This window comes from Erythrobacter sp. HL-111 (assembly GCF_900105095.1).
Lineage (GTDB): Bacteria > Pseudomonadota > Alphaproteobacteria > Sphingomonadales > Sphingomonadaceae > Erythrobacter.
Genome location: NZ_LT629743.1, coordinates 352373 through 376293, shown reverse-complemented (window position 1 = coordinate 376293; position 23921 = coordinate 352373). Strand labels below are relative to the sequence as shown.

Annotated in this window: 22 protein-coding genes; 10 read left to right on the top strand and 12 right to left on the bottom strand. The window is 68.9% G+C overall.

Annotated elements, in window-relative coordinates; translation table 11 throughout:
- Positions 1–82 precede the first annotated feature (82 nt).
- Positions 83–1198 carry a glycosyltransferase gene (locus BLU08_RS01820; protein WP_172800961.1) on the top strand — a complete coding sequence of 372 codons (1116 nt, stop codon included), beginning with the start codon at positions 83–85 and terminating at the stop codon, positions 1196–1198.
- Here BLU08_RS01820 and BLU08_RS01815 read toward each other — a convergent pair.
- The 4 genes from BLU08_RS01815 to pgsA all read right to left on the bottom strand — a co-directional run bounded on the left by BLU08_RS01815 (position 1141) and on the right by pgsA (position 6033).
- Positions 1141–2043 (bottom strand): glycosyltransferase family 2 protein, encoded by a 903-nt coding sequence (locus BLU08_RS01815; RefSeq protein ID WP_090194508.1) that lies wholly within the window; start codon positions 2041–2043, stop codon positions 1141–1143. The genes BLU08_RS01820 and BLU08_RS01815 overlap by 58 nt on opposite strands.
- Positions 2040–3215, bottom strand: coding sequence for a hypothetical protein (locus BLU08_RS01810; RefSeq protein ID WP_197676886.1), 1176 nt, complete (start codon positions 3213–3215; stop codon positions 2040–2042). Before BLU08_RS01810 ends, BLU08_RS01815 begins: the two co-directional genes overlap by 4 nt.
- The gene (locus BLU08_RS01805; RefSeq protein WP_090194506.1) at positions 3212–5278 is read right to left on the bottom strand and encodes an HAD-IIB family hydrolase; all 2067 of its coding nucleotides are present in this window, start codon (positions 5276–5278) and stop codon (positions 3212–3214) included. Before BLU08_RS01805 ends, BLU08_RS01810 begins: the two co-directional genes overlap by 4 nt.
- Before the next feature lie 146 nt (positions 5279–5424).
- On the bottom strand, positions 5425–6033 hold the full coding sequence (gene pgsA / locus BLU08_RS01800; protein WP_090194504.1) for a CDP-diacylglycerol--glycerol-3-phosphate 3-phosphatidyltransferase: 609 nt from the start codon (positions 6031–6033) through the stop codon (positions 5425–5427).
- Between the two features lie 114 nt (positions 6034–6147).
- On the opposite strand from pgsA, the gene BLU08_RS01795 reads away from it, so the two are divergent.
- Positions 6148–7521, top strand: coding sequence for an MFS transporter (locus BLU08_RS01795; RefSeq protein ID WP_090194501.1), 1374 nt, complete (start codon positions 6148–6150; stop codon positions 7519–7521).
- Positions 7522–7525: 4 nt separating this feature from the next.
- On the opposite strand, the gene BLU08_RS15435 is transcribed toward BLU08_RS01795, so the two are convergent.
- A complete protein-coding gene (locus tag BLU08_RS15435) occupies positions 7526–7828 on the bottom strand; it encodes a hypothetical protein (protein ID WP_090194498.1) in 303 nt (100 codons plus the stop codon).
- Positions 7829–7994: 166 nt separating this feature from the next.
- Between BLU08_RS15435 and BLU08_RS01785 the strand changes: the two genes are divergently transcribed.
- On the top strand, positions 7995–9665 hold the full coding sequence (locus BLU08_RS01785) for a thiamine pyrophosphate-dependent enzyme (protein ID WP_090194496.1): 1671 nt from the start codon (positions 7995–7997) through the stop codon (positions 9663–9665).
- Positions 9666–9762: 97 nt separating this feature from the next.
- Here BLU08_RS01785 and BLU08_RS01780 read toward each other — a convergent pair whose 3' ends face one another.
- Both BLU08_RS01780 and BLU08_RS01775 read right to left on the bottom strand, forming a co-directional pair.
- On the bottom strand, positions 9763–9933 hold the full coding sequence (locus BLU08_RS01780) for a CsbD family protein (RefSeq protein ID WP_090194494.1): 171 nt from the start codon (positions 9931–9933) through the stop codon (positions 9763–9765).
- 154 nt (positions 9934–10087) lie between these two features.
- Positions 10088–10510, bottom strand: a complete 423-nt coding sequence (locus BLU08_RS01775; protein ID WP_090194491.1) for an EVE domain-containing protein — start codon at positions 10508–10510, stop codon at positions 10088–10090.
- Between the two features lie 225 nt (positions 10511–10735).
- Here BLU08_RS01775 and BLU08_RS01770 point away from each other — a divergent pair, with 225 nt between their 5' ends.
- The 5 genes from BLU08_RS01770 to BLU08_RS01750 all read left to right on the top strand — a co-directional run bounded on the left by BLU08_RS01770 (position 10736) and on the right by BLU08_RS01750 (position 16278).
- Positions 10736–12544, top strand: a complete 1809-nt coding sequence (locus BLU08_RS01770) for a bifunctional diguanylate cyclase/phosphodiesterase (RefSeq protein ID WP_090194487.1) — start codon at positions 10736–10738, stop codon at positions 12542–12544.
- Between the two features lie 110 nt (positions 12545–12654).
- Positions 12655–13467, top strand: coding sequence for a diaminopimelate epimerase (dapF, locus tag BLU08_RS01765; protein WP_090194484.1), 813 nt, complete (start codon positions 12655–12657; stop codon positions 13465–13467).
- A complete protein-coding gene (gene mtaB, locus BLU08_RS01760; protein ID WP_233996045.1) occupies positions 13464–14705 on the top strand; it encodes a tRNA (N(6)-L-threonylcarbamoyladenosine(37)-C(2))-methylthiotransferase MtaB in 1242 nt (413 codons plus the stop codon). The genes dapF and mtaB overlap by 4 nt, the downstream gene beginning before the upstream one ends.
- Positions 14702–15634: a signal recognition particle-docking protein FtsY gene (ftsY, locus tag BLU08_RS01755; protein WP_090194478.1), complete on the top strand. Its 933-nt coding sequence runs from the start codon at positions 14702–14704 to the stop codon at positions 15632–15634. The genes mtaB and ftsY overlap by 4 nt, the downstream gene beginning before the upstream one ends.
- Complete coding sequence (locus tag BLU08_RS01750; RefSeq protein WP_172800959.1) at positions 15634–16278, top strand: inner membrane-spanning protein YciB; 645 nt, start codon at positions 15634–15636, stop codon at positions 16276–16278. Before ftsY ends, BLU08_RS01750 begins: the two co-directional genes overlap by 1 nt.
- 37 nt (positions 16279–16315) lie before the next feature.
- On the opposite strand, the gene BLU08_RS01745 is transcribed toward BLU08_RS01750, so the two are convergent.
- The 4 genes from BLU08_RS01745 to BLU08_RS01730 are packed head-to-tail and all read right to left on the bottom strand — an operon-like array spanning position 16316 to position 20878.
- Positions 16316–17224: a hypothetical protein gene (locus tag BLU08_RS01745; protein WP_090194473.1), complete on the bottom strand. Its 909-nt coding sequence runs from the start codon at positions 17222–17224 to the stop codon at positions 16316–16318.
- Positions 17224–18108, bottom strand: coding sequence for a hypothetical protein (locus tag BLU08_RS01740; protein ID WP_090194471.1), 885 nt, complete (start codon positions 18106–18108; stop codon positions 17224–17226). Before BLU08_RS01740 ends, BLU08_RS01745 begins: the two co-directional genes overlap by 1 nt.
- Positions 18105–18860 (bottom strand): LamG-like jellyroll fold domain-containing protein, encoded by a 756-nt coding sequence (locus tag BLU08_RS01735; protein WP_090194468.1) that lies wholly within the window; start codon positions 18858–18860, stop codon positions 18105–18107. Before BLU08_RS01735 ends, BLU08_RS01740 begins: the two co-directional genes overlap by 4 nt.
- Positions 18860–20878, bottom strand: a complete 2019-nt coding sequence (locus BLU08_RS01730) for an MAC/perforin domain-containing protein (RefSeq protein ID WP_157674422.1) — start codon at positions 20876–20878, stop codon at positions 18860–18862. The genes BLU08_RS01735 and BLU08_RS01730 overlap by 1 nt, the downstream gene beginning before the upstream one ends.
- A gap of 75 nt (positions 20879–20953) precedes the next feature.
- Between BLU08_RS01730 and BLU08_RS15045 the strand changes: the two genes are divergently transcribed.
- Both BLU08_RS15045 and BLU08_RS15040 read left to right on the top strand, forming a co-directional pair.
- Complete coding sequence (locus BLU08_RS15045; RefSeq protein ID WP_172800958.1) at positions 20954–21406, top strand: hypothetical protein; 453 nt, start codon at positions 20954–20956, stop codon at positions 21404–21406.
- Positions 21407–21426: 20 nt separating this feature from the next.
- Positions 21427–21672, top strand: a complete 246-nt coding sequence (locus BLU08_RS15040) for a hypothetical protein (protein WP_157674420.1) — start codon at positions 21427–21429, stop codon at positions 21670–21672.
- Positions 21673–21898: 226 nt separating this feature from the next.
- On the opposite strand, the gene BLU08_RS01725 is transcribed toward BLU08_RS15040, so the two are convergent.
- Positions 21899–23821: a potassium transporter Kup gene (locus BLU08_RS01725; RefSeq protein ID WP_090194463.1), complete on the bottom strand. Its 1923-nt coding sequence runs from the start codon at positions 23819–23821 to the stop codon at positions 21899–21901.
- Between the last annotated feature and the right edge of the window lie 100 nt (positions 23822–23921).

Genomic DNA, 23921 nt, shown 5'->3' with positions numbered 1-23921 from the left:
CCGGTGCCAATCAATGTTGCATTTGCGGGCATCGCCGCGCGCGCGCGTTCTCCTGCCGGGGACAAGAAGGACAAGAGCAGCCATGAAGATCGCCGTCATCGCCCATATCCGCCACCCGATCGCCGAACCCTTCATGGGCGGGATGGAGGCGCATTGCCGGATGCTGTGCGACGGCCTGCGCGCGCGCGGGCACGAGGTCACGCTGTTCGCCGCGGCGCGCTCGGTCGACGAGGCGCTCGAGCCGATCTGCGAGGCACCCTATGAAGACGTGCTGCCGTGGAGCGTGTGGCGCGGCTCGGCCGAACTTGCTTCCTACCAGCGCGCCGCCTTCGCCCGCGCGTGGGAACGGATCATCGCCGGCGGGTTCGACGTGGTGCACAATAACTCGCTCCATCCCGAAATCATCGACTGGGCCGTGCGCGACGTGATGCCCTGCGTGACCTCGCAGCACGTGCCGCCGTTTGGCGCCATGCGCGAAGCGGTCGCGCGCGCCGCGGACCTGCCGCACCTCGCAGCGACGCTCGCCTCGCGCAGCCAGCTTGACTTGTGGGAACCGCACGTGCGCTCGCGGATGGCGGTCGTCCACAACGGCGTCGCCTGCGACCAGTGGACCCCCGCGGGCGAGCCGGAGGAGCATTTCGTCTGGGTCGGCCGGATCACCCCGACCAAGGGCACCGCCGAGGCGGCGCGCGCGGCACACCGCGCGGGGCTGCCCTTGCGCATTTTCGGCCCGGTCGAGGACGCGCGCTATTTCGAGGAGGAGGTTTGCCCGCACCTGTCGGACGGGGTCGAGTTCCACGGCCATGTCTGCGCCGACCGGCTGCGCTCCGTCGTCGCCCGCGCGAGGGCCGCGCTGGTGACCCCGCTGTGGGACGAACCCTTCGGCCTCGTCGCTGCAGAGGCGCTTGCCTGCGGCACGCCGGTCTGCGCGTTCGATGCGGGCGCGCTGGGCGAGGTGGTGGGCGACTGCGGCTTTGTCGTGCCGCGCGGCGACGTCGAATCGCTCGCGCTATCGATGGGCCGGATCGACCGGATCGACCGCACGGCCTGCCGCGACCGGGCGCTAGCCCGCTTCTCGCGCGATGCGATGATCGAAGGTTACGAGGCCTGTTACCGCGCCGCGATCGACGCGCTGCTCGATCAGGCGGCGGCGGCCTTTTCCTCCAGCCGGGCGAGCACTTCCGCACTGCTGGCATAGGGCGCGTCCTCCTGCTGGCGGGTGAGCGCAAAGTCCTCCGCCGCGGGCTCGCGCCGCTTGCGCCAGCCGGTCGGCGTGCGTTCGGCAAGGCCCATGAGCACGAAGGCGCGCAGCCAGTGCTGCATGGTCGGCTCGCCCCACTTCTCCGCGAAGGTCGCCGCGTTGGCGAGCACGCTGTCGAGGTGGTGCACCGGCGGCATGTGGTGCGGGTGGTGCTGGTGATAGGCTTTCGCCCCCTTCACCCACCACAGCGGCAGGCCGCGTTCGACGATCATTCGCCCGAAATCCGTGTCCTCGCCGCCATAGCCGGTGAAGCGTTCGTCGAAACCGCCGATGGCGCCGAAGGCCTCGACCGAAAGCGCGAAATTGAGCGACCAGAAACAGCGGTAGTCGGCGCAGGCCCGGAGGTCCCCGGCCGGTGGTCCGGGCCGTTCGGCGTGCCGTACGCCCACCGCATCGAAACGCGCGTAATCGAGCCCGTCCGCGGCCACGCCCTTGGGCAGGTAGGCGACCTCGCCCATGAAGACGCCCTCGCGCCGCCTTGCCGCGCGGACATAGTCGGCAAGCAGCGCCGGGTGCGGGATGCAGTCGACGTCGAGGAAGACGAGCAGCTCCCCGCTCGCCGCCCTGGCAGCGGCGTTGCGCGCGGCGGCAAGCGGGATGCCGCCGCCGCCGAGCACGATCTGGCGCACCGGAAAGGACACTTGCCGCAGGTCGTAGCGTTCCTCCTGCATCACCGCGATCACCAGTTCGCGGGGCGGGACGCGCGATTGCGAAAGCCCGGCGAGGAGGTTCGCAAGATGCGTCTCGCGCCCGTGGGCGAGCGTCAGGACCGACGGGCTCATGCCCTCGCCCCGGCAGCGGCACCGGCCCGCAGGCGCACCGTGTTCCCGTCCGTCTCGCCAGCCTCCGGCGCTTCGCCCCACAGGCTGCGGCAGAGCTTCTCGATCCAGTCCGCGATCCCTTCGGCGGCGGCGGGATCGAGCAGCCCGGTATGCCCGCGCCGCTCCAGCCGCCCGGCCTTCTCCCACAACCGCCGCCAGGCCGCCGCGTGGGCGGGCCAGGTCCGCGCCACCGCCGCCAGCCCTTCGCGGTCGAGCGCTTCGGCCTTGCACACCTGTTCGTCGAAATAGCGCCATTCGGGGACCACCACCCACGGCTTTCCCGCGGCGAGCACGGCGTGGACCGTGGTGTTCCCGCAGGAGGAAACCACCCGGTCCGCCGCCGCGATCCAGTCCATCGGGTTGTCGACCCAGCCCTGGTGGACGAGATTGCCGGGCGGGGTTTCGTGCCACTCGCTCACTACATTCCCGATCGTGATCCACAGGCTGTCCGGATCATCGCGCGCGCCCAGCGTCAGCGGGGCGGTGGGCGTGCCGGTCCCGCCCGCGCCCGCGACCACGCAGACGATTTCGCGGGTCCGCGGCAGGCCCAGGCTCGCGCGGGCCGCGTCGCGCGCCGGGATGGCGGACAGGTCGATCCCGACGCCGGGCGCGTAATGGGTCTTGTCCTTCATCCATTGCGGCCGCTCCGCCTGTTCGAGCGCGCGGGCATAGGGCGCAAGCAGCGCAACCGCGCCCCGATAGGCCGCAAGGTGGGCGGGATCGGAGCGTTCGCCGTGCTGCACCACCGCGACGTGCGGGACGGAACACAGCCGGGCGAACTGGGCGAGTTCGGCCGAAACGTCGGTGATGAAGAGCGCGGGTGCAGCTTCCTCGAACCAGCCGGCGATCCGCGCCATCGCCCGGCGGATGCCCGGCCAGCCGAGCGGCGCGCAATGGACCGTGTCCGGGGCCGGAAGGGCCGCCATCAGCGATGCCTCGGCTCCGGTCGGCTCGAACAGGGAGGGAATCCCGATCACCTCGACCCGGCGATCGAGCCCTTCGAGGATGGCGGGCCGCGCGCAGAACAGCGTGACCGGGCGGTGCGAGACGAGCGCGTTGGCGATCGCCGCCGCGCGCTCGGCGTGGCCGCGGCCCTGGTGGTGGACGAAGCAGCCGACGGGGCGCGCGATCATGGCGCATCCCCCGCGGCGAGCGCGAGCGGGGCCGTAGCGCGGCGTTGCCGGTGCGCCTCGATCCCCTCGATCGCGCCCGCGGCATGGGCGGCACGGGCGAGGTAGACGTTCGCGCGCCGGGTGAGAGCCGCGATCTCGGCGCAGTGGTTGCTCACGATAATGGCGTTCTCGCATTCGGCGAGCATGTCCGCGTCGTTGCCGCTGTCGCCCGCCGCGAAGATCCGGGCGGGCACGATCCCGAGCCGGGCGGCGACATGGCGCATGGCGGCGGCCTTGCCCGCTTCGGCAGGCAGCACGTCGAGCAACCGCCCGTGGCTCGCGATCACCCGCACCGGCAGGCCGGTCTCGGCAAGAGCGCGGCGGACCGCGCCAAGGTCTTCCTCGCGGGCGTAGAAATAGCTGCGCTTGAAGGCGCGCTGTTCGCAGGCGGGCTGGGGCTGGAGCCGGGGCAGGCGCGCCATCGCGGCCTCGATCCGCTCGGGCTGCCAGTCGCACCGCCCGGCCCCGGGAAAGGCGGCGTCGCGCTCCGGGCCGCCAGCTGCGGACCAGTGGATCTCGCTTCCGACCGAGGTGATCCACGCGAGGGGCGCGGGAATGTCCCATTCGCGCACGAGCCGCCGCGCCTCGATCAGCGAACGCCCGGTCGCGATCACGAAGGCGAAGCGGGGATCGCCGACGAGGAAGGCGCGCAGGCGGGCTATGCCCTTCGCGCATCCGGTCAGGGTGTTGTCGAGATCGCTGACGAAGAGCGAACGGTCCGGGCAGGTCGGGCCAGCGGCCTTCGCCTCGGGACGGGCGCGCACCTCGTCGGCGATGCGGACGAAGCCCTCGGCATAATTCGCCCAGCTGAGCGCGCGCGAGCGGGCGCGCCCGTTCGCCGCGCAGCGCGCCCATTTGGCGCGGTCGGCCAGGAGTTCGCCGATCGCCGCCGCGATGTCCGCGGGGCGCCGCGGATCGACGAGCGTGCCGTGCCCGAGCTCGGCGAGCGTGTCGACCGGCCCGCCCATCCGCGTCGCGACCACGGGCAGGCCGTGGGCGGCGGCCTCGATGATGGTGAGGCCGAAGGGTTCGACCAGCGCGGGATTGACGAACACCCCGCCCGAGCGCGCCGCAAGGGCGTAGAGCCCGGCGACGTCGCGGCTCGTGTGGGTCTTGGGATAGGCGATGCGGCCATAGAGATCGTGCCGGTCGACGAGGTGCAGCAGCGCGCCGATGACCTCGCGCTGTTCGGCCTCGCCCTCGTCGCTGGCGCTGCGCTGTCCGGCGAGGATGACGAGATTCGCGCGCGCCGCCAGCCGGGCGAAGGCCTCGACCAGCGCCTGAAGGTTCTTCTTGCGGACCGGGCGCGCGATCGCGAGCAGCATCGGCCGGTCCATGTCACGCAGGAAGGGCGCGACGAGCGCGCGCGCCCCGGCGATCGCCGCCGGCGTCGCCGCCTCCACCGAAACGCCTGGCACGAGGCGGTGGATCCGGCCCGGCCGGGCGGAAGGGTAGGCCAGCAATTGCCGCTCGCATTCATCGCGCGAGGAGCCGATCACCGCCGCCGCCCGCCCGATCGCCCGGTCTTCCTCGGCAATCCGCGCCTCGAGCCCGGCGGAGCGCGTGCCGAACGCGGTGCGCTTGTCCAGCCCCAGCGAATGGGCGGTGTAGACGAAGGGAATGCCGAAGGCCCGCTCGACCTCGGCGGCGACTGCGGCGGCGTCGGCGAAATGGGCATGGATGAGGTCGGGCAGGCTGTCGCGCGCGGCGAGTTCGGCGATCAGCGCGCGGGTGAAGGCGGGCCGGTCGGCGGCGAGCTCGTCCTTGGCGAGGTAGCGCGGATTGCCGCTGTCGATCCGGGTGATGACGCAGCCCGGCGCGCATTCCTCGCGGCGGCGGGCATGGACCGCGCCGAGCGCCGGATCGTCGAAGCGGCGCGTGACGATTTCCGCCCGCTGCACCCGCTCGTGCCGCGCCAACGCGCGCATTTCGCCGAGGATGTAGGCGATGTGCCCGCCGGTGTCCTGGGTGATGCCATAGGGCACGGGTTCGCCGCGCAGGCAGCCCCCGAGCGCGATCGACATGATTTCCAAGGCGGTGCTCCCGAAACAGATCTCCGGAAGGCTCAACGCCGGCTCCCGCCCGCCCGGCGGCAAAGCAACATCTGTTTGGTCCGGCGCAGGGCGGGCGAGCGGCGCGCTCAGTCCAGGCGCGCTCAGTCCAGGCGCGCTCAGTCCATGTGCCTGAGCCCGACCCTCAGGTAATCCCACCCCGTCACCAGCGTCAGCACCGCGGCGAGCCACAGGGTCGCAAGCCCCACCACGTGCAGCCAGCTCTCGGCGAAAGTCTTGCAGCCCTCGCCCATCGCCTGGCACGGCTGGCCGTGCACCGCACCGCCCAGGATCAGCGCGGCGAGGCTGACGAGCTGGAACGCGGTCTTCCACTTGGCGAGCCGCGAGACGGGCACCGAAACCTGCAGCCCGCCGAGGAATTCGCGCAGGCCCGAGACCGCGATTTCCCGGACCAGGATGATGAGCCCCGCAATGACGTGGAAATCGCCGACATAGGGCCCCCGCAGGAACCCCTGTGCGGTCAGGATCAGGATCACGGCGGCCACCATGATCTTGTCCGCGATCGGATCGAGGAATGTGCCGAGCTTCGACACCGCCCCCTTCGACCGGGCGAGATAGCCGTCGAGATAGTCGGTCAGCGCGATCATGCAGTAGAGGAAGAAGCCGACGAGATAACCCGCCGCCCAGTCCGGCCACCACAGGAAGAAGCCCAGGAGCGGCACCGCGAGGATCCGCGAAAGGGTGAGGATGTTGGGCAGCGTCAGCATTTCGGCCTCGCCTTAGCCTGCCCCGCCCCCGCGCAAAAGGCGAAAGGGCGCTCTTGTGAACCGATGCCGTTTCGCTATGGGGGCTCGTGGGATACGTCCCGACGCGCCGAACGCATGACGACAGCCACGCATCTCCTGCGCTCCAGGCGCTTCTTTCCGATGTTCGCGACCCAGTTCCTGAACGCGTTCAACGACAATCTCTACAAGACGACGATGCTGCTCTTCGTCGTCTATGCGGTCTACAACGACCCTGCGACCGAAACGTTGTTCAGCGGGATCGCGTCGGCGGTGTTCATCCTGCCCTTCGTCGTCATCTCGGGGATTTCCGGCCAGCTCGCCGACATGCGCTGCAAGGCGCGGATCATCCGCACGGTGAAACTGTGCGAGATCGCGATCATGTGCATGGGCGCGCTCGGTCTCTACATGGCGTGGAGCGGGTGGGACCTGCAATTCGTCCTGCCGCTCGGCCTGTTAACGATCGACACGCGGCTTTCGATCGTCGTGCTGCTGTTCGTGCTGTTCCTCGCGGGCTGCCAGTCGACCTTCCTTGCGCCGATCAAGTACGCGATCCTGCCGCAGCACCTCGAAAAGGAGGAGGTGCTTGCCGGGACCGGCCTGGTCGAGGCGGGAACCTATGTCGCGATCCTGCTCGGCACGATCCTAGCCGGGCCATTGGCGGTCGAGCACACCGAATGGGCGGCGGGCGGCATCGTCCTGACCGCGATCGTCGGTTACACCGTCAGCCGGCAGGTCCCCGACGCCCCGGCGCAGGGGCGGATCGAGGCGATCGACTGGAACCTCTGGCGGTCCTCGGTCGATATCATCCGCGGGTCGATGGAGGACCGCCCGATCTGGTACGCGATCATCGCGATCAGCTTCTTCTGGACCATCGGCGCGGTGCTGTTCATCCAGTTCCCGCCGCTCGCCAAGAACACGCTTGCCGCCAGCCCCGAGGTCGCGAGCCTCTTCCTCGTCATGTTCTCGATCGGCATCGCGCTCGGCTCGGTCAGCATCAACGCCCTGCTGAAGGGAACCGTCTCGGCCCGCTTCGCGCCGGTCAGCGTGGTGCTGATGGGCTTTTGCGTCATCGCCTTCTACCTGCTGGTGAAGAACTGGAACGGCGCGACCGACGCCGGGCTGCTCGGCATCGGCGCCTTCCTCGCCCAGCCGATGGCGGTGCCGCTGCTGCTCGCCCTGCTCGGCATCGCGGTGATGGGGGGAATGTTCGTCGTCCCGCTCTACGCCTTTCTCACCACCCGGGTCGCAGGCGACAAGGCGGCGCGGGTGATCGCGGCCAACAACATCGTCAATTCGGGCGCGATGGTCGCGGGATCGCTGCTGTCGGTGGGGCTCACCACGCTCGGGGTGAAGGCGGTCGAACAGGTCCTGCTGGCAGCGGGGATGAGCGTGATCTCGGCCTGGCTCGGGCGGGTGCTCTACAAGGTCGAACGCGAGGAGATGACCGCCGCACCCGGCCTTGCCGGGTGATCCTTCAGAGAATGAAGGCGAGCACCGCCGCCGTTACCGTGACATAGGTGCTGGCAACCCCGCGCACGTCGTCGCGGGTCAGCGCCCAGAGCTTTTCCGCCGGGATGTCGATCAGTTCCGCGCAGACACGGGGCGGCAGGCTCGATCGGTAGGGATGGCGCGCGCCCTCGTCGGTGAGGACCAGCGCGCGGCGGCGGGCGCCCCGGCGCTCCGGGGTGGACCGCTCCTGCGAACGCCGCTCCGTTCGCCGCCGCTCCTCCCGGCGGGGGATGGAAACGAGGTCGGCGGTGAGTCTCGCATAGGGCATGGGCGGGAAGTTAAGACTTTCTTAACCCCGTGTCACACCCCTGCCGTCGCAGCTGTCGCACGGCGGGACAATTTGCCGTTCCGCACGAACGACGAGCGCGAGCGTGCGGCGATTGCGGGAGCATGGCGGGCGGTCTAAGCGCGCTGTCGGACGAGAGGGAGACGACATGGCCCAGACGACGAGGCGGGCGGCCGACCTGCTGGTGGAATGCCTGAAGGAACAGGGCGCCGACCGGATCTTCACCGTCCCGGGGGAGAGTTTTCTCGCGGTGCTCGACGCGCTCCATGACGGCGCGCAGATCGAGACCGTGACCTGCCGGCAGGAAGGCGGCGCCGCCTTCATGGCCTGCGCCGACGGGGCGCTGACCGGGCGGCCCGGTGTCGCCTTCGTCACGCGCGGCCCCGGTGCGACCAATGCCAGCATCGGGGTCCATGTCGCGTTCCAGGATTCGCAGCCGATGGTGCTGTTCGTCGGCGACGTCGCGCGGGGAATGCAGGGGCGCGAGGGGTTCCAGGAGGTCGATTTTCCCGCCTTCTTCGCCCCGCTCGCCAAGTGGGCCGCGCGGATCGACGATCCGGCGCGCATCCCGGAATATGTCGCGCGCGCCTTTGCGGTCGCGATCAACGGGCGGCCCGGACCGGTGGTGCTCGCCCTGCCCGAGGACATGCTGTCCGAGGAAGTCGCCGCCGGCATCGCCCCTCGTCCGCGGGTGGAACGCCCCGCGCAGGCCGCCTGCCCCGATGCGATGCAGGCCCTGTTCGCGCTGCTGTCGGACGCGGCGAGCCCGGTCGCGATCGTCGGCGGGGCGGGCTGGAACCGCAAGGCGCGCGATCATTTCCAGGCTTTCGCAGAGCGGATCGGGCTTCCCGTCGCCACCGCCTTCCGCCGACAGGACGCGATCCCCGCCTCCTCGCCGGTCTATGCGGGATCCCTGGGCTATGGCCCCAACCCGAAGCTGGTCGAGCGGGTCCGCAACGCCGATCTTATCCTCGTGGTGGGCGCAAGGCTGGGCGAGGCGACGACCGAGGGCTACACCGTGCCGACGCCGGATCATCCCGGACAGGTGCTGGTCCACGTCCATCCCGACCCGGAGGAACTGGGCCGGGTCTATCGCACCGATCTCGCGCTCGCCGCGGCGATGGACGAATTCGCCGAAGCCGCCGCGCTGTGGGAGGATGCGAGTGTCATCCCCTTCGATGCGGGCGCGCAGGCGAACCGCGAATGGCGCGAATGGGCGACCCACCAGCCACGGCAGGACGCGCCCGCGCTCGACCTCGGCGCCTGCGTGACCCTGATGCGCGAATCGCTTCCGCACGACACGATCGTCGCCAACGGGGCGGGCAATTTCGCCGGATGGTTGCACCGTTACTGGCGTTACGAAGATTATCCCGCGCAGCTCGCCCCGACCTGCGGAGCGATGGGTTACGGCGTCCCCGCCGCGATCGCCGCCGCGCTGCGCCATCCCGAACGCACCATCGTCGCGGTCGCGGGCGACGGCGATTTCCTCATGAACGGACAGGAAATCGCCAGCGCCGCGCAGGCGGGCGCGAGCCTCCTCGTGGTGCTGGTGGACAACGGCGCCTACGGCACGATCCGGATGCACCAGGAACGCGAATTTCCCGGCCGGGTTTCGGCAACAACCCTCGCCAATCCCGATTTCGCCGCGCTTGCCGCAGCCTTCGGTGCGTGGAGTGCGCGGGCCGAAACCACGGAAGAATTCGCCGCCGCCTTCGCCGAGGCGAAGGAGCGCGCGGGAATCCGCCTGATCCACGCGGTGATCGAGGTCGAACAGCTCGCCGCGAGCGGGGCGACGGTGAGCGGCCTCAGGAACCGCTAGAGCGGTTTGCGATCCGATCGCATCGGGTCAAACGAAAAGGGCCGCCCCTTCGTGCGGGAGCGGCCCTTGTCATGTGTCGTGTCAGGCAGCGCCGGGCTCAGATATCGTTGCCCAGCTTGCCCTTGACCTCGCCCTTGGCCTGTTCGGCCTTGCCTTCGGCCTCCTGCCTGCGGCCTTCGGCGCGGGTTTCGGGATTGTCGGACTTCTGCTTGGCCTTGCCGATGGCTTCCTTGGCATTGCCTTTCGCCTTGTCGGTGAGTTCACCCATGTTGCATACTCCTTTGATCGTTTAAGCCAATGACTTCATTGACTTTCACCCGATCAATGGCTGGCGCGCGGGGTTGGTTCCGGCAGGCGGCCCGGCGCGGGCCGAGGCGTGGCGGCAGCGCGGTGATCCTCCGCCGCCCGGTCAGCAGCGCCCCCTAGGCTTTCGCCATGGAGCGGATCACGTCCCATTCCTCGGGCGTGATCGCCGCGACCGACAGGCGCGAAAGGCGCACCAGTTCGCAATCGGCAAGGCGCGGCTCGGCCTTGATCGCCTTGAGGGTGACGGGATGCTCGAACTTCTCCTTCGCACGCACCTTGACCGCCGCCCACTTGCCGGTTTCGTCCGTGGGATCGGTGATCCCCGCGACCGTCACCACGCAGATGCCGACGATCTCCAGCCCTTCGCGCGAATGGTAGAAGAACGCCTCGTCCCCAACCTTCATCGCGGCAAGGTTGTTCTTCGCGCGGTGGTTGCGGACCCCGTCCCACGTCCCCTCACCTTCGGCGACGAGATCGTCCCAGCCGTACTTGAACGGTTCGGATTTCATCAGCCAGTAATTGCGCGAAGCCTGCGCCATGCCGTCGCCCCTTCGAGAAATGTGCCAGGAATGCGCGCGGCGCCCGCGGCCCGCATCGCGTCCCTCGCCCCCCTCCTGCCGGGCGCGGCGGGCCGAGGCAAGGGGGCGATTAACGCGATCTTTAGCGCTTTCACCGAAGTCTCCCCCGAACTTCCTTGAGAGTCCGCACCCGCCCAGGCGGGAAGCTGGCCCGGGAAATGATCGGGGCGCGAAAGAGTAACCGGCATGACGGCGACACGAGACACGACGAAGGCAGGCTTCGAAGGACGCGGGCAGGATTCCGCCGGCGCCCCCCGCGACCGCGCCCAGCGCGACATCGTCGCGCTCGGCATCGCCACCGCCGCGATCCTGCTGTTCATCGCCACCGGCGGGGCGGTCATGCCCAAGGCGATCCGCGCGTTCGCCGGGGTCGGCAACGGCACCGACCCGCTGCTGATGACGGCCCTGCTGCTCAACATCGCGCTCATCATCTTTTCCTGGCGCCGCTACCGCGAACTGACCGGGGAGATCGACGAACGCCGCCGCGCCGAGGCGCAGGCGCGCGAACTGGCCCAGCGCGACCCGCTGACCGGCTGTCTCAACCGCCGCGCCATGACCGAGGTCACCGAGGCCCTGCGGACCCGCACGAGCGAGCGCGGCCAGGCGATCGCCTATGGCATGATCGACCTCGACAATTTCAAGCAGGTCAACGACATGCACGGGCACAAGGCGGGCGACCAGGTGCTGGTCCAGTTCGCCGAGCGGGTCCGCGACGTGCTGCCCAAGAGCGCCCGCTTCGCACGGCTCGGCGGGGACGAATTCGCCTTCATCGTCCCCTTCGACCCGACCCGGCGCGAGCGCATCGACGATCTCGTCATCCGGCTTTACGAAGGCATGGCCCTGCCCTTCCGGCTCGACAAGGTCGCGCTCGAGCTCACCATGTCGGTCGGCCTTGCGAGCGATCACTGCAACAACGGGCTCGAACCGCTGACCGCGACCGGAGAGACGCTGCTCCACCGCGCCGACATCGCGATGTACCAGGCGAAGAAGCAAGGCAAGAACCGCTTCTTCTGGTTCGAGCCGACGATGGAGAACGAGCTGCGGTTCAGGAACGAGCTCGAGATCGGCATCCGCCGCGGCCTCGGCAAGGGCGAATTCGTGCCTTTCTACGAACAGCAGATCGACCTCGAGACGGGCGAACTGGTCGGTTTCGAGATGCTGGCGCGGTGGCGATCGCCCAGCCTCGGCCTCGTCAGCCCGGAAATCTTCATCCCCGTCGCCGAGGAGATGGGCCTGATCGCGGAGCTTTCCGAACAGCTCATGCGACAGGCCTTCACCGACGCGCGCGCCTGGGACGAGGAGCTGACCCTTTCGATCAACATCTCGCCCCTGCAATTGCGCGATCCGTGGTTCGCGCAGAAGCTCCTGAAACTGCTCGTCGAATACAATTTCCCCCCGCACCGGCTGGAAATCGAGATCACCGAATCCTGCCTGCACGAGAACATCGGCCTCGTGCGCTCGATGATCACGAGCCTGAGGAACCAGGGCGTGCGCGTCAGCCTCGACGATTTCGGGACCGGCTATTCGAGCCTCGAACAGCTCCGCTCGCTGCCCTTCGACCGGCTCAAGATCGACCGCAGCTTCATCAAGGATCTCGCCGAGAACGGCGGCAAGAGCCGCATCGTCGATGCGATCGTCTCGCTCGGGCGCGGGCTCGACATGCCGATCACGGCCGAGGGGATCGAACACGAGGACATCCTCGCGGCGCTGCGGCGGATGGGCGATTTCAAGGGGCAGGGCTATCTCTACGGCCGGCCCGAAACTGCCGAGGAGGTGCGCCAGCGCCTCGGCCTTGCCGGGCGGCTGGCCGGGCGCGAAATGACCCTTTCGCCCGGCATGGCGCGCGCCGTGGAACTGCCCGACCTCGCCGCGCTGGCGAGCGGGGCGGCCCGGCCTGTCCGGGACGAGGACGGGGAACCGGGCACGATCCATCGCCATCCCGGCGGGACCGCGCTCGACGGCGGGCCGATACTGCCGCGCCGCAACCGCGGCTGAAGCGCCACGGCGGGACGCGGCGGAGCGGGCCTGCCGACCGGCGCGGCGCACGCGCGGCCTGCCGCTCCCACTGGACGCGCGCGGCAGGCGCGCATAGATGCGCGGCCAGTATGCGCGTTCCCTTCTCCAAGATGCACGGGCTCGGCAATGATTTCGTCGTGCTCGATGCCCGCGAGACGGCGCTGCCCGCGATGAGCGCGGCGCGGGCGCGGGCGCTGGCGGACCGGCGCACGGGCGTGGGCTGCGACCAGGTGATCCTGCTCGAACCGAGCGAAACCTGCGATTTCCGGATGCGGATCTTCAACGCCGACGGGAGCGAGGCCGGCGCCTGCGGCAATGCCAGCCGCGCGGTGGCGCTGCTCCACGGGGAACCAGCGCGGGTCGAGACCGCGGGCGGCGTGATCGCGCTCGAACCCCGTGGCGGCGGCGCGCGGGTGGACATGGGCACCCCCCGCTTCGACTGGGAGGCGATCCCGCTCGCCTACGCGATGGACACCGCCGCAATGCCGGTCGGGTGGGGCGACCTGGCGGAACCGTTGGCGGTCAATGTCGGCAATCCGCACGTGGTCTTCTTCGTCGAGGACGCGGATGCGGTCGCGCTCGATGCGCTCGGGCCGGAGATCGAGCACGACCCGCTCTTCCCCGAACGGGTCAACGTCAACGTCGCGCAGGTCCGCGCGCCCGATCACCTCGCCCTGCGCGTGTGGGAGCGCGGCGCGGGGCTGACCCGCGCCTGCGGGACCGGCGCCTGCGCGAGCGCGGTGGCGGCGATCCGGCGCAAGCTGGCGGCGAGCCCGGTGACGGTCTCGCTCCCCGGTGGCGACCTCGTGATCGAATGGGACGGCGGCCAAGGTCCGATCCTGATGACCGGCCCGGCGAGCGAGGCTTTCCGCGGCGAGTTCGAATGGGACGATTTTGCGTGAAGGGGCCGGGGATCATCAGCCTCGGCTGCCGCCTCAACATCGCCGAGAGCGAGGCGATGCGCGCCTTCCTCAAGGAGGATGAGGACATCGTCGTCGTCAATTCCTGCGCGGTGACGAACGAGGCGGTGCGCCAAACCCGCCAGGCGATTCGCCGCGCCCGGCGCGAGCGGCCGGGGGCGCGGGTGATCGTGACCGGCTGCGCCGCGGAAACCGAACGCGCGGCGCTCGCCGCCATGCCCGAGGTCGACGGGATCGTGGCGAACGCGCACAAACTCGATGCGCGTGCCTATGTTCTCCCCGCCGCGGGTCCCGGCGAAGGCGGCGAGCTTTCCCGGGCAGGGGCCGCGCCCGATACGACCGGGTCCCGGCCTGCGCCCGGGTCCGCTCCGGGCCGCACCCGCGCCTTCATCGGCGTGCAGAACGGCTGCGACCATTCCTGCACCTTCTGCATCATCCCGCAGGGGCGCGGGGTAAGCCGTTCGCTGACGATTGCCGAGGTGCTGCGCGCGGTTGAAGGACATTTGCTTGCCGGGGCCAGGGAAATTGTCCTCACCGGTGTGGATCTGACAAGCTGGGGGCAGGATCTTTCCGACACGCCCCGACTCGGCGACCTGATCGAAGCCGTCCTGACCGAATTTCATCAGCTAGGCCGCCTCAGGCTTTCCTCGGTCGACGGGGTGGAAATCGATGATCGCCTGTTCGAGCTGCTGGCGGGCGAGGAGCGGGTGATGCCGCACGTCCACCTCTCGCTCCAGCACGGGGCGGACCTGATCCTCAAACGCATGAAACGGCGGCATTCGCGGGCCGATGCGGTGGGCCTGGTGGCCCGGTTGAAGGCGCGTCGTCCGGAAATCGCCGTGGGCGCGGACCTCATCGCCGGATTCCCGACCGAGACCGAGGCGCACCACGCCGACAACCTTTCGATCGTCGAGGAATGCGACATCGTCCACGGCCACGTCTTTCCCTTCTCCCCGCGCGAAGGGACCCCCGCCGCCCGGATGCCGCAGCTCGATCGCGCCACGATCAAGGCCCGCGCCGCCGACCTGCGCGCCGCGGTCGCCCGCCGCCGCGCCGCCTGGCTCGCCCGGCTTGTGGGCGAAACCCTGCCCGTCCTCGTCGAGCGGGACGGCACCGGCTATGCCCCCCATTACGCCCGCGTGAAGCTGTCCGAACGGACCGCGCCGGGCGAAATCGTGCCGGTCAGGGTGCAGGCAGTCGAGGAGGGAATGCTGCGATGAGCGAAGCGGACAAGGCTGGCGGCAGCTGGAGCGAGCGCCTGCTCGGCGGCTTTCGCAAGACCTCCGACCGGCTGGCGACCAATCTCGGCGCGGCCGGCGGCAAGCTCGACGACGCGACCCTCGACGACATCGAGGACGCGCTGATCGTCTCCGACCTCGGCCCCAAGGCGGCCGGGCGCATCCGCGCAAAGCTCGCCGAGAAGCGTTTCGGGGCGACCATCACCCAGACCGAGCTCAGGGAAGCGGTCGCCGAGGAGATCGCCGAAATCCTGCGTCCGGTGGCGAAACCGCTCGAGATCACCGCCTTCCCGCGTCCGCAGGTGATCCTCGTGATCGGGGTCAACGGTTCGGGCAAGACCACCACCATCGCGAAACTCGCCCACCTTTTCATGGAGGACGACTACGGCGTGCTTCTGGCCGCCGGGGACACCTTCCGCGCCGCCGCCATCGGCCAGCTCGCCACCTGGGCCGAACGCGCGGGCGTCGACCTCGTCAAGGGGCCGGAAGGCGGCGATCCGGCGAGCATCGTGTTCGACGCGGTCAAACAGGCGACCGAAACCGGGATCGACGCGCTCATCGTGGACACCGCGGGGCGCCTCCAGAACAAGCGCGAGCTGATGGACGAACTCGCCAAGATCCGCCGCGTGCTTGGCCGCCTGAACCCCGAGGCGCCGCACGACGTGGTGCTGGTGCTCGATGCGACCAACGGGCAGAATGCGCTTTCCCAGATCGACGTTTTCAAGGAGGTGGCGGGCGTGACCGGCCTCATCATGACCAAGCTCGACGGCACCGCGCGCGGCGGGGTGCTGGTCGCCGCGGCCGAGCAGTACGGCCTCCCGATCCACGCCATCGGCGTGGGCGAGCAGATGGAGGACCTCAGGCCCTTCGATCCCGATCTCGTCGCGCGCGTCATCGCGGGGGTGGCGTGATGACGGAGGAAACGAAACCGCGCGGATCGGGTTGGCTCAACGTCGCGGTCGATTACGGGCCGCTGATCGTCTTCCTCGCGGTCTACTGCCTGACCTCGCCCGAGGAGCCGGGCCTCGGCGACATCCTCGCGATCATCTACGGCACCGGGGCCTTCATGCTCGCCGCGGTCGTCGCCCTCGCCGTGTCGAAATTCCTGCTCGGCAAGGTTTCCCCGATGCTGTGGTTCTCGACCGCGCTGATCGTCGGTTTCGGGGCGCTGACGATCTGGTTCCAGGACGAGAAGTTCATCCAGCTCAAGCCCACGATCATCTATTCGGTCTTCGGCGTCGCATTGATCGGCGGCTGGCTTGCGGGCCGCGCGCTGCTCCGCATCCTGCTCGAAGCCGACTTCGAGGGCCTGTCGGAGGAAGGCTGGCTGAAGCTTTCGCGCAACTGGGGCGTGTTCTTCCTGTTCCTCGCGGTTCTCAACGAGCTGCTGGTGCGGTCGATGGATTTCGGAGGCTGGCTGTGGGCCAAGCTGTGGGTGTTCCTGCCGCTCACCTTCCTGTTCACCTTCGCCAACATCCCGATGCTGATGAAGCATGGCCTGTCGATCGACGATGCCGACGAGGTGATCAAGGACGAGCCCCCGACGGGCGGTTGATCGGCCTGTCTTCGCCGCTGCCCCGGACGCCTTGGCTTCAGCAGCCCTCGACGAAGCGCTGCATGTGCGGCGCAGCGCCCTCGAGCGAGAGGCGCAGCTTGCCCCGCCCGCTGTCGCTGCCGACCTGCCAGAAGGCCCAGCGGCCCGACGCCATCTCGCGCCACAGCGGATCGCTTGCGGAAAGGCGCAGGCGGAAGGCGGCGCCCTCCCCCAGCGGAACGCCCTCGAGCGGATAGGTCCGCACCCGGCCCCCCTCGACCTCGGCGCGGAAGGTCTCGCGCATACCGGGCTGCGGCTCGCGGTCGTGGAGCAGCACGAAGGCCGCGACCGTGCCGTTGCTGCATTCGGCGGAGAACACGGTGTCGTCGGTTTCGGGCACGCCGAGCACGGCGAAGGCACCTCCGTCGCCGGATCCCCCCGACCAGCGGAATTCGCCCGGCAGGGTTTCGAACCCGTTCGCGCTCCATTCGAAGGAGAGCGGCAGGGCGCTCGCATCCTGGGGCAGGTCGTCGGCCGGATCGTCGATGTCCTCCTTCGTCACCAGCGCGCTCAAGATGGCACCGGGTTCGACGACGAAGGGGTCGTCCGAATGGCAGTGGTTGGCGACGAGCTGGCCCTTGCGCCCGTCGGCGAAGGTGACGATGAAGGAGTTCTCGCAGGACAGGCCCTCGTCGGAGGACGGGATCAGAACCCGCGCCGTGCGCGCGAGATTGTCGATCAGCGCGCGGGCGGGCTCGCCGTTGAGGAGCACCGCGCTCGCCTCCCCGCCGAGTGCGAGCGTGACGATCGCATCCGCCTCGCTCGTCTTGCGCCCGTCCCAGGCGGCCGGCTCGGGGATCGGGGCCTGCGCCGGGGCCGGCACTGCATCGCCCGCTTCCTCCTCCGCGCACCCCGCCGGGACGAGCAGGGCGAGCGCGAGAACGAACGGGACACCCTCCCGCCGCATCAGAAGTCGGACCCCGCGCCGATCGCGGCAAGCGAGATGTAGGCGGTCGGCGACTGGTTCGCCCCCGGCGCGGCTGCCTGCGCGATCGGACCGCTCCGCGCACCGGGCATGTCGACGTAGAGATCCTGCCCGAACATCCGCGGCGGCGGGCCGTACAGGGGCGATCCGGGAGCGAGCGCGGCATTGCCGGACTGGCCGCCGAACTCGGTGTTGAGCGCGTTCAACTCGGCGAGCGAGATGTAGTTGTTCTGCGCGTTGCGAGCCATGAACGCACGCGGATCGGCATAGGCGCCGAAGCGCGTCGCCTGCCCGCCGCCGCGCAGCACGTCGTAGGGGTTCTGCATGACCGTCGCCCCGACCCGGACCTGCTGCACCCGCGCCCCTTGCGCGAAACGCGGGCGCCCAGCCTGCGGCGGGCGCGGCTGGACGCCCTGCTGCTGGCGCTGGACGTTGAGATTGGTCGCGCGGATGTCCTGCAGCCTTCGCACTTCGGCCTTCGCGCCGCGATAGACGGCAAGCGCGTTGCGATATTGCGCGTCGATCTCCTGGAAAGAGGACTGGGCCATGACGAGCCTGGCCTGGTTCTGCGGCGTCCCGTCGGCACGAAAGGCATTTCGCGCGCTGTTGAGATTGGCCTGGGCCATCTCGAGCAGTTGCCGGTTGCGCCGTTCGGAACGATAGGCGCCCTTGAAGTTGTTGTAGGCCCGCGCACCGGTCGCGCGGAAGGTGCTCAGCTGCGCCTTCACCTGGCGGAACTCCGGGGTTTTCTTGGGCGTCTTGACGCGCTTCGGGAAACGCTTGGCCTCGACCGGTTCGAGCGGGACCGCAACGGTCATGCCGGTGACGGCGAGCGCGACGAGCGCCGGGGCGATGAGCCGGATCATCCGTTTCCTCCCTCGATGGCGGGCGGGTCCTGCGTCATGTTCTGCATGTCGGGATCGCCGATGAAGATGAAGCCCCCGGTCTCCGGATCGCCGAAAGCCGAAATGCCGGTCAGGAATTCGAGATCGGGGTGCGGGAAAGGCCCCTCGGCCGAAAGCGGCGCGAGGCTGAAATGGCGCAGCACCTCGATCTCGACGGGGGTGGACCAGATCCGCACCTGCCCGATCTCGCCGATGAAGGGCGAGAATTCGCCGATCGCCCCGATCGTGAAACTCTCCGCCGGAAGCTCGGCGAAGGTGAAGCCCAGCGTGTCGAGATAGACGCCGTCGATGATGATGTCGGTCGTATCGCCCAACGTGACGAGCGCGACATGGTGGAGGACGCCGTCCGAGAAATCGAACGCCACCCCGTCGTAGAAGGGACCCGCGAACAGGCCGAGCCCGCTCTTGTCGCCCGCGATGTGGATCGCGAAGCGCGGGCCCTGCGGCCCCGAATAGCCCATCACGGCCGGGTCGTAATCGAGCTCGCCCTGCCACTTGGCCGAGACCCAGAACTCGATCGTGCCGAGCCCGTTGATGTCGAGCGCCTCGTTCGCAGGCATGGCGATCGCGCCGTTGCCGTTGAATGCCGCGACGATCGGCTGGTAGCCCGCCGGCTGCGCCCGCGCGGCGGGCAGAGCGACAAGCGCCATCAGCGCCGCGATCACCACCAGCACGAGGGCAGGACAACGCGCTGCGGAAAGGGGCCGACGCATCACTTGAGCTCCCGGACCGTGTAGTCGACGAAGAGCGTCGGGGCCTGGTTGCCCCCGAGCTTGATAGACCTGCGGCGCCCGTCCGCGTCGCGTCCGAGCGGGAGCATCATCGGAGTTTGGTTGATGGGGTCGTCGGCATTGTGCTCCACGGCGTTGTAAATGCCGAGCGAGAACCCGGTGAGAAAACCGTCGCGAACCTCCTCGCCCGTGGTCCTGCGCGGGCCGTCGTCGACCTCGGTGAGGCTGGGTCTCATGGTGTAGGCTCCGAAGCCGGGCGTGCCCGCCTCCGGCGAACCGGAAGACAGCACGATCACCGGCTTCTGCGAAAGCGTCCTGCCCGAACCGCCGCAGGTCATCGCCTCGCCCTCGGCCGCGTTGAACAGCGGCACGTTCCTGGGGCCGGTGTCGTCGGTGAAGCTGAGGTCGAGAGTGCCTCTCAGCATGATCGTGTTCGTCCTGTCGTCGCCTTGGTTGGTGCAGCGCAGGGAATGGAGTTCGATCTCGAAGAAGCGCGGCCCCATGTAGCCATTGGCGAAATCGGGTGCGCCGTTCATCCGCCGGTCGATTTCGGCGCGCAGGGCATTGCGGGCGCGCAGATACTTGGTCGCATCGGCGGGGCTGCGGACGTCGAACAGAATCGGATTGATGAGATCGGACAGGCGCCTGAGATCGTAACGCACCGGCACGGTGTCGGAATCGCTCACCTGCCAGCCCGTCGAGGTCATCGAGCCCGACCCGCCCACCGCGGTGAACTCGTCGCGCGTGAAGACGGATTCGGTCGAACGTTCGCTGCTGCGCCCCTCGCTGAACCCGCCATTGAGACTGGCGCCCTTCGCCCCGCCGCCGGCGGAAAAGCCCTGCTTGCTGGAAAGGTATTCGGCGACCTCGACCGAGGTCATGGTCTTTTCCGCCTTGCCCAGCCCGCCATAGCTGATCGCCTTGGCATAATGCGTGCCGAAGGTGTTGACCACGCTGCCCGCGCTCGTGCGCCCGTCGGCCAGGCTGTCGATCGCGCGGCGGAAGTTTTCCGAAAGCTGGGCATTGGGTTCGTCGAGCACCAGCGTGTAGCGTTCGATCCGGGCATAGCCGATCGCGTTCATCTCGGAACTGCGGGAACGCGTGCCGGAGGTCTTTTCGAAGGAGTAGCTGGCGCCGAAATTCGCCTTGGGGCTGACGCCGAGGCTGCCGCCGAAATTCATCGACATGTCGCGCTGGAACGCGGCCGCATTGGTCACCAGGGTTTCAACCTGCCGGGACGAGCTCATCCGCGTGCGGAAACCGCGCAGGCCGAAGGGAAGGCCGAGATTGAGATTGTCGTCGATCGCGTAGTCGAAATTGCCCGGTTGCCGGAAGATCTGCTGCTTGCGCCCGGCCAGCGGATCGAACAGGTTCATGTTCAATCCGTCGAAGCTGTGGAAATTGGTGTTCCATTCGCGCGTGAGCCCGTCCTGGTTGAACAGGCCCCGGCGACTGTCGCGGTCGGAGGGATCGAACCGGTCGCGCGAGGGATAGCCGTCGGCGGTGCGCGCGATCTCGTAGCTGCCGGCGAGCCCCCCGCCCATCACCTGCATGAGATAGCTGCCGGCGCGCTCGGTGATCGTGACGGTCGAACCACTGCCGGCATAGCGGTCATCGGCCTGCCGGGTGAGCACGTTCCAGCAGTAGCTCTCGTCGCTGGTGAGAAAGGCGACGGTCCTTTCGTCGAGCGGGATGAAGCGCAGGTAGCGCGGCGTGCTCCACGTGATCGCGCTGCGCCTCCCGTCGCCCTCCGGCCGGCTGAGCGCGTTGAGTTCGACCCAGACACCCTCGATCATCGCATGGGGCTCGGCCGCTGCGGCTTGTGGGCCGGGAGCGAAAGCGCCGCCCGCGTTCGAGGGATTCGCAGCCCAGGGCGGCGCGGAGCCTGTCCCGGTTTGCGCGGTGCGGGCGGTGTCCTGCCGCTGCCAGGGCGGGGCGGAGGTCTGCTGCCCGCCGACGCCGGAGCTCTGCCCGCCCTGCCACGGAGCGGCGTTCTGCACGGATGGGGCGCCTGCGAAGGTGTCGGAGGATGGTGAGGAGGAGCCGAAGGGGTCGAAGCCCCCGCTCGAGGCCTGTTGCTGGGGCTGCTGCTGCCACGGCGGCATGCTGCCCGCGGAGGGTTGCTGTTGCTGCTGCCACGCAGGCTGCTGCTGCGGCTGCCATTGGGCCTCGGCCTGCTGTTGCTGCTGCTGCCACTGCCCTTCGCCGGAGCCCTGCCACGAACCGCCCTGCCCGTTCGAACCGCCTTCACCGAAGGCCACCGCATTGCCGCCCTGCCATGGGCCGCTATCGGCCTCGCCTCCTCCGCCCGCCTGCAGCTGTCCAGCTCCGCCGAAGCGTTTCGCGTACCATTCGTGCCCCGGCCTCGGCGGCGGTGGGACGGCGACACGTGGCAGGTCCGACCGCGGCGTCGCGCGGATGATCCGGCCGACCTCGCGGTAGGTACCGCTGCCCGGCTCGGCGCGGAACGCGCTGTTGTAGAGCAGGTCGACATGCGCCTCGGGCCGCTGTCGGGAGCCTTGAAATAGACCGACCAGTCGTCGCGGGTGTGCTCGACATAGCGGCGCACGAGATTGCCCGCGGCGTCGAATTCGCCCCACTCCTCGGGACCGATCATGCGGAAAGCGCCGCCCTGCCATTCCACCGCGACGACGTTGCGGCCATAGATGCCGGTATCGCCCGGCGGGTCTTCCTGCGCGACGGCGGGCGCCGATACCATGCCGACCCCGGCCGCGCCGACAGCCACGATCGCCGCGCCGGCACACGCACTCACGAACTTTCCGAAAATGCCTGAACGCTTCACGATGAGCCCCCCTTGCCAGGCCGCTCCGATCCACCGTTGGGAAGTTTAGGCAAGAATGCCGGAAGGCCCGCCAAAAACCGCGCAAATCCGCCATTTTTTCGATCCGGAAACCCGGATGACATGCCGGCGGGACGGCCCGTAAGACCCCAAGAGATTGATCTTCCGGACGAAACGACGCGATCCCTCGCAGGGCTGCGGCGCGCCTGCCGGGAAGCTCCTAGATCTCGACCTGGCTGCCCAGTTCGACCACGCGGTTGGTCGGCAGCTTGAAGAAGTCCATCGCGCTTGCCGAGTTCCGCAGCATCCAGGCGAAGATCTTCTCGCGCCAGATCGGCATGGCGGGCTTCTCGCTGGGCAGCAGGGTCTGGCGCGAGAGGAAGAAGCTCGTCTGCATCATGTCGAATTCGCCCCCGCAGCGCTCCATCTTGGTGAGCCCGACCGGCACGTCGGTTTCCTCCATGAAGCCGTAATGCAGGATCGCGCGGTAGAAGCCGTCGCCCATGTCGGTGTATTCGCAGCGCTCCGCCGGATCGACATAGGGCACGTCGGCGATGTCGACGGTGAGGATGACGACGCGCTCGTGCAGTACCTTGTTGTGCTTGATGTTGTGCAGCAGCGCCGAGGGCACGCCCGCCGTGCTCGAGGCCATGAAGATCGCCGTCCCGGGCACGCGCAGGGCGGAATTCTTGGCGGATTTCGCGAAGATCTCCATCGGCAGGGCGACCTCGCTCATCCGCTCGCGCATCAGCTTGCGCCCGCGCGCCCAGGTGGTGAGCAGGGTGAAGGCGATGAAGCCGACCAGCAGCGGGAACCAGCCGCCTTCGGGTACCTTGGTCAGGTTGGCCGCGAAATAGGCCCCGTCGACGATCAGGAACAGGATCACGACCGGGGCGGCATACCACCATTTCCACTTCCACACGCCGACCAGCAGCACCGCCATCAGCAGGGTGTCGATCGTCACCGCGCCGGTCACCGCGATGCCGTAGGCATTGGCGAGATTGGACGAGTTCTGGAAGGTCAGGACCAGGATCACCACGGCCACCATCAGCGCCCAGTTGACCGCCGGAATGTAGATCTGCCCGCCTTCGGTTTCCGAGGTGTGGCGGATGTTGAGGCGCGGGATGAAGCCCATCTGGATCGCTTGGTGGGTGATCGAGAACGCGCCCGAGATCACCGCCTGGCTGGCGATGAAGGTCGCGACGGTGGCGAGAAAGACGAGCGGCAGGCGCCATTCCTCGGACGCGAGGAAGAAGAACGGGTTCTGGATCGCGCGCGAGGCCTCGTCCGCGGGGAGCCCGATCACCATCGCGCCCTGCCCGAAATAGTTGAGCAGCAGGCAGGGCATGACGAAGCCGAACCACGACAGGCGCATCGGCCCGCGCCCGAAATGGCCCATGTCGGAATAGAGCGCCTCCGACCCCGTCACCGCGAGCACCACGCTGCCCAGCGCAAGAAAGGCGAACCAGCCGTCGAGGATGAAGAAATTGACCGCATGATAGGGGTTCAGCGCCCGCAGGATCTCGGGCGTCTGGACGATCTGCCACAGGCCGAGCCCCGCGATGACGATGAAATAGACGATCATCACCGGCGCGAAGAGTGCGCCGACCTTGGCCGTGCCGCGTTTCTGGAGGACGAACAGGAACACCAGCAGGGCGAGCGCGATCGGGATGACGAAGCGTTCGAGCCCCTCGTCCACCACGGTCAGCCCCTCGACCGCGGAAAGGACCGAGATCGCGGGCGTGATCATGGAATCGCCGTAGAACAGGCTCGTCGCGAAGACCCCGAGCAGCACCGCGATCCAGCCGTAGGGCGATTTCGACAGGCTGCGGCTGATCAGCGCGACCAGGGCGAGGCTCCCGCCCTGACCCTTGTTGTCGGCGCGCATCAGGATGGTGACGTACTGGATCGAGACGACCAGCGTCATCGACCAGAAGATGAGGCTGATGACGCCGAGCACGTGCGCCGTGTCGAGCTGCACGGTCGAGCGCCCGACGAAGGTTTCGCGGAAGGCGTAGAGCGGGCTCGTCCCGATATCGCCGAAGACGATGCCGATCGCTCCCACCGCAAGCGCCGTTTTCGACGCGCTGTGCGAATGGCCGCCGGAGGGCGGCTGGTGGGCGGGCGCTGCTGTCTCGCTCATGCTTACCGGATTTCCCGCATTGTCGGTACTGCCCTGAAGCCGCGCACCGGGCTCGACTCCGTTCCTGCCGCCAGTGCCGTCATGACGCCGACAGGGCGAT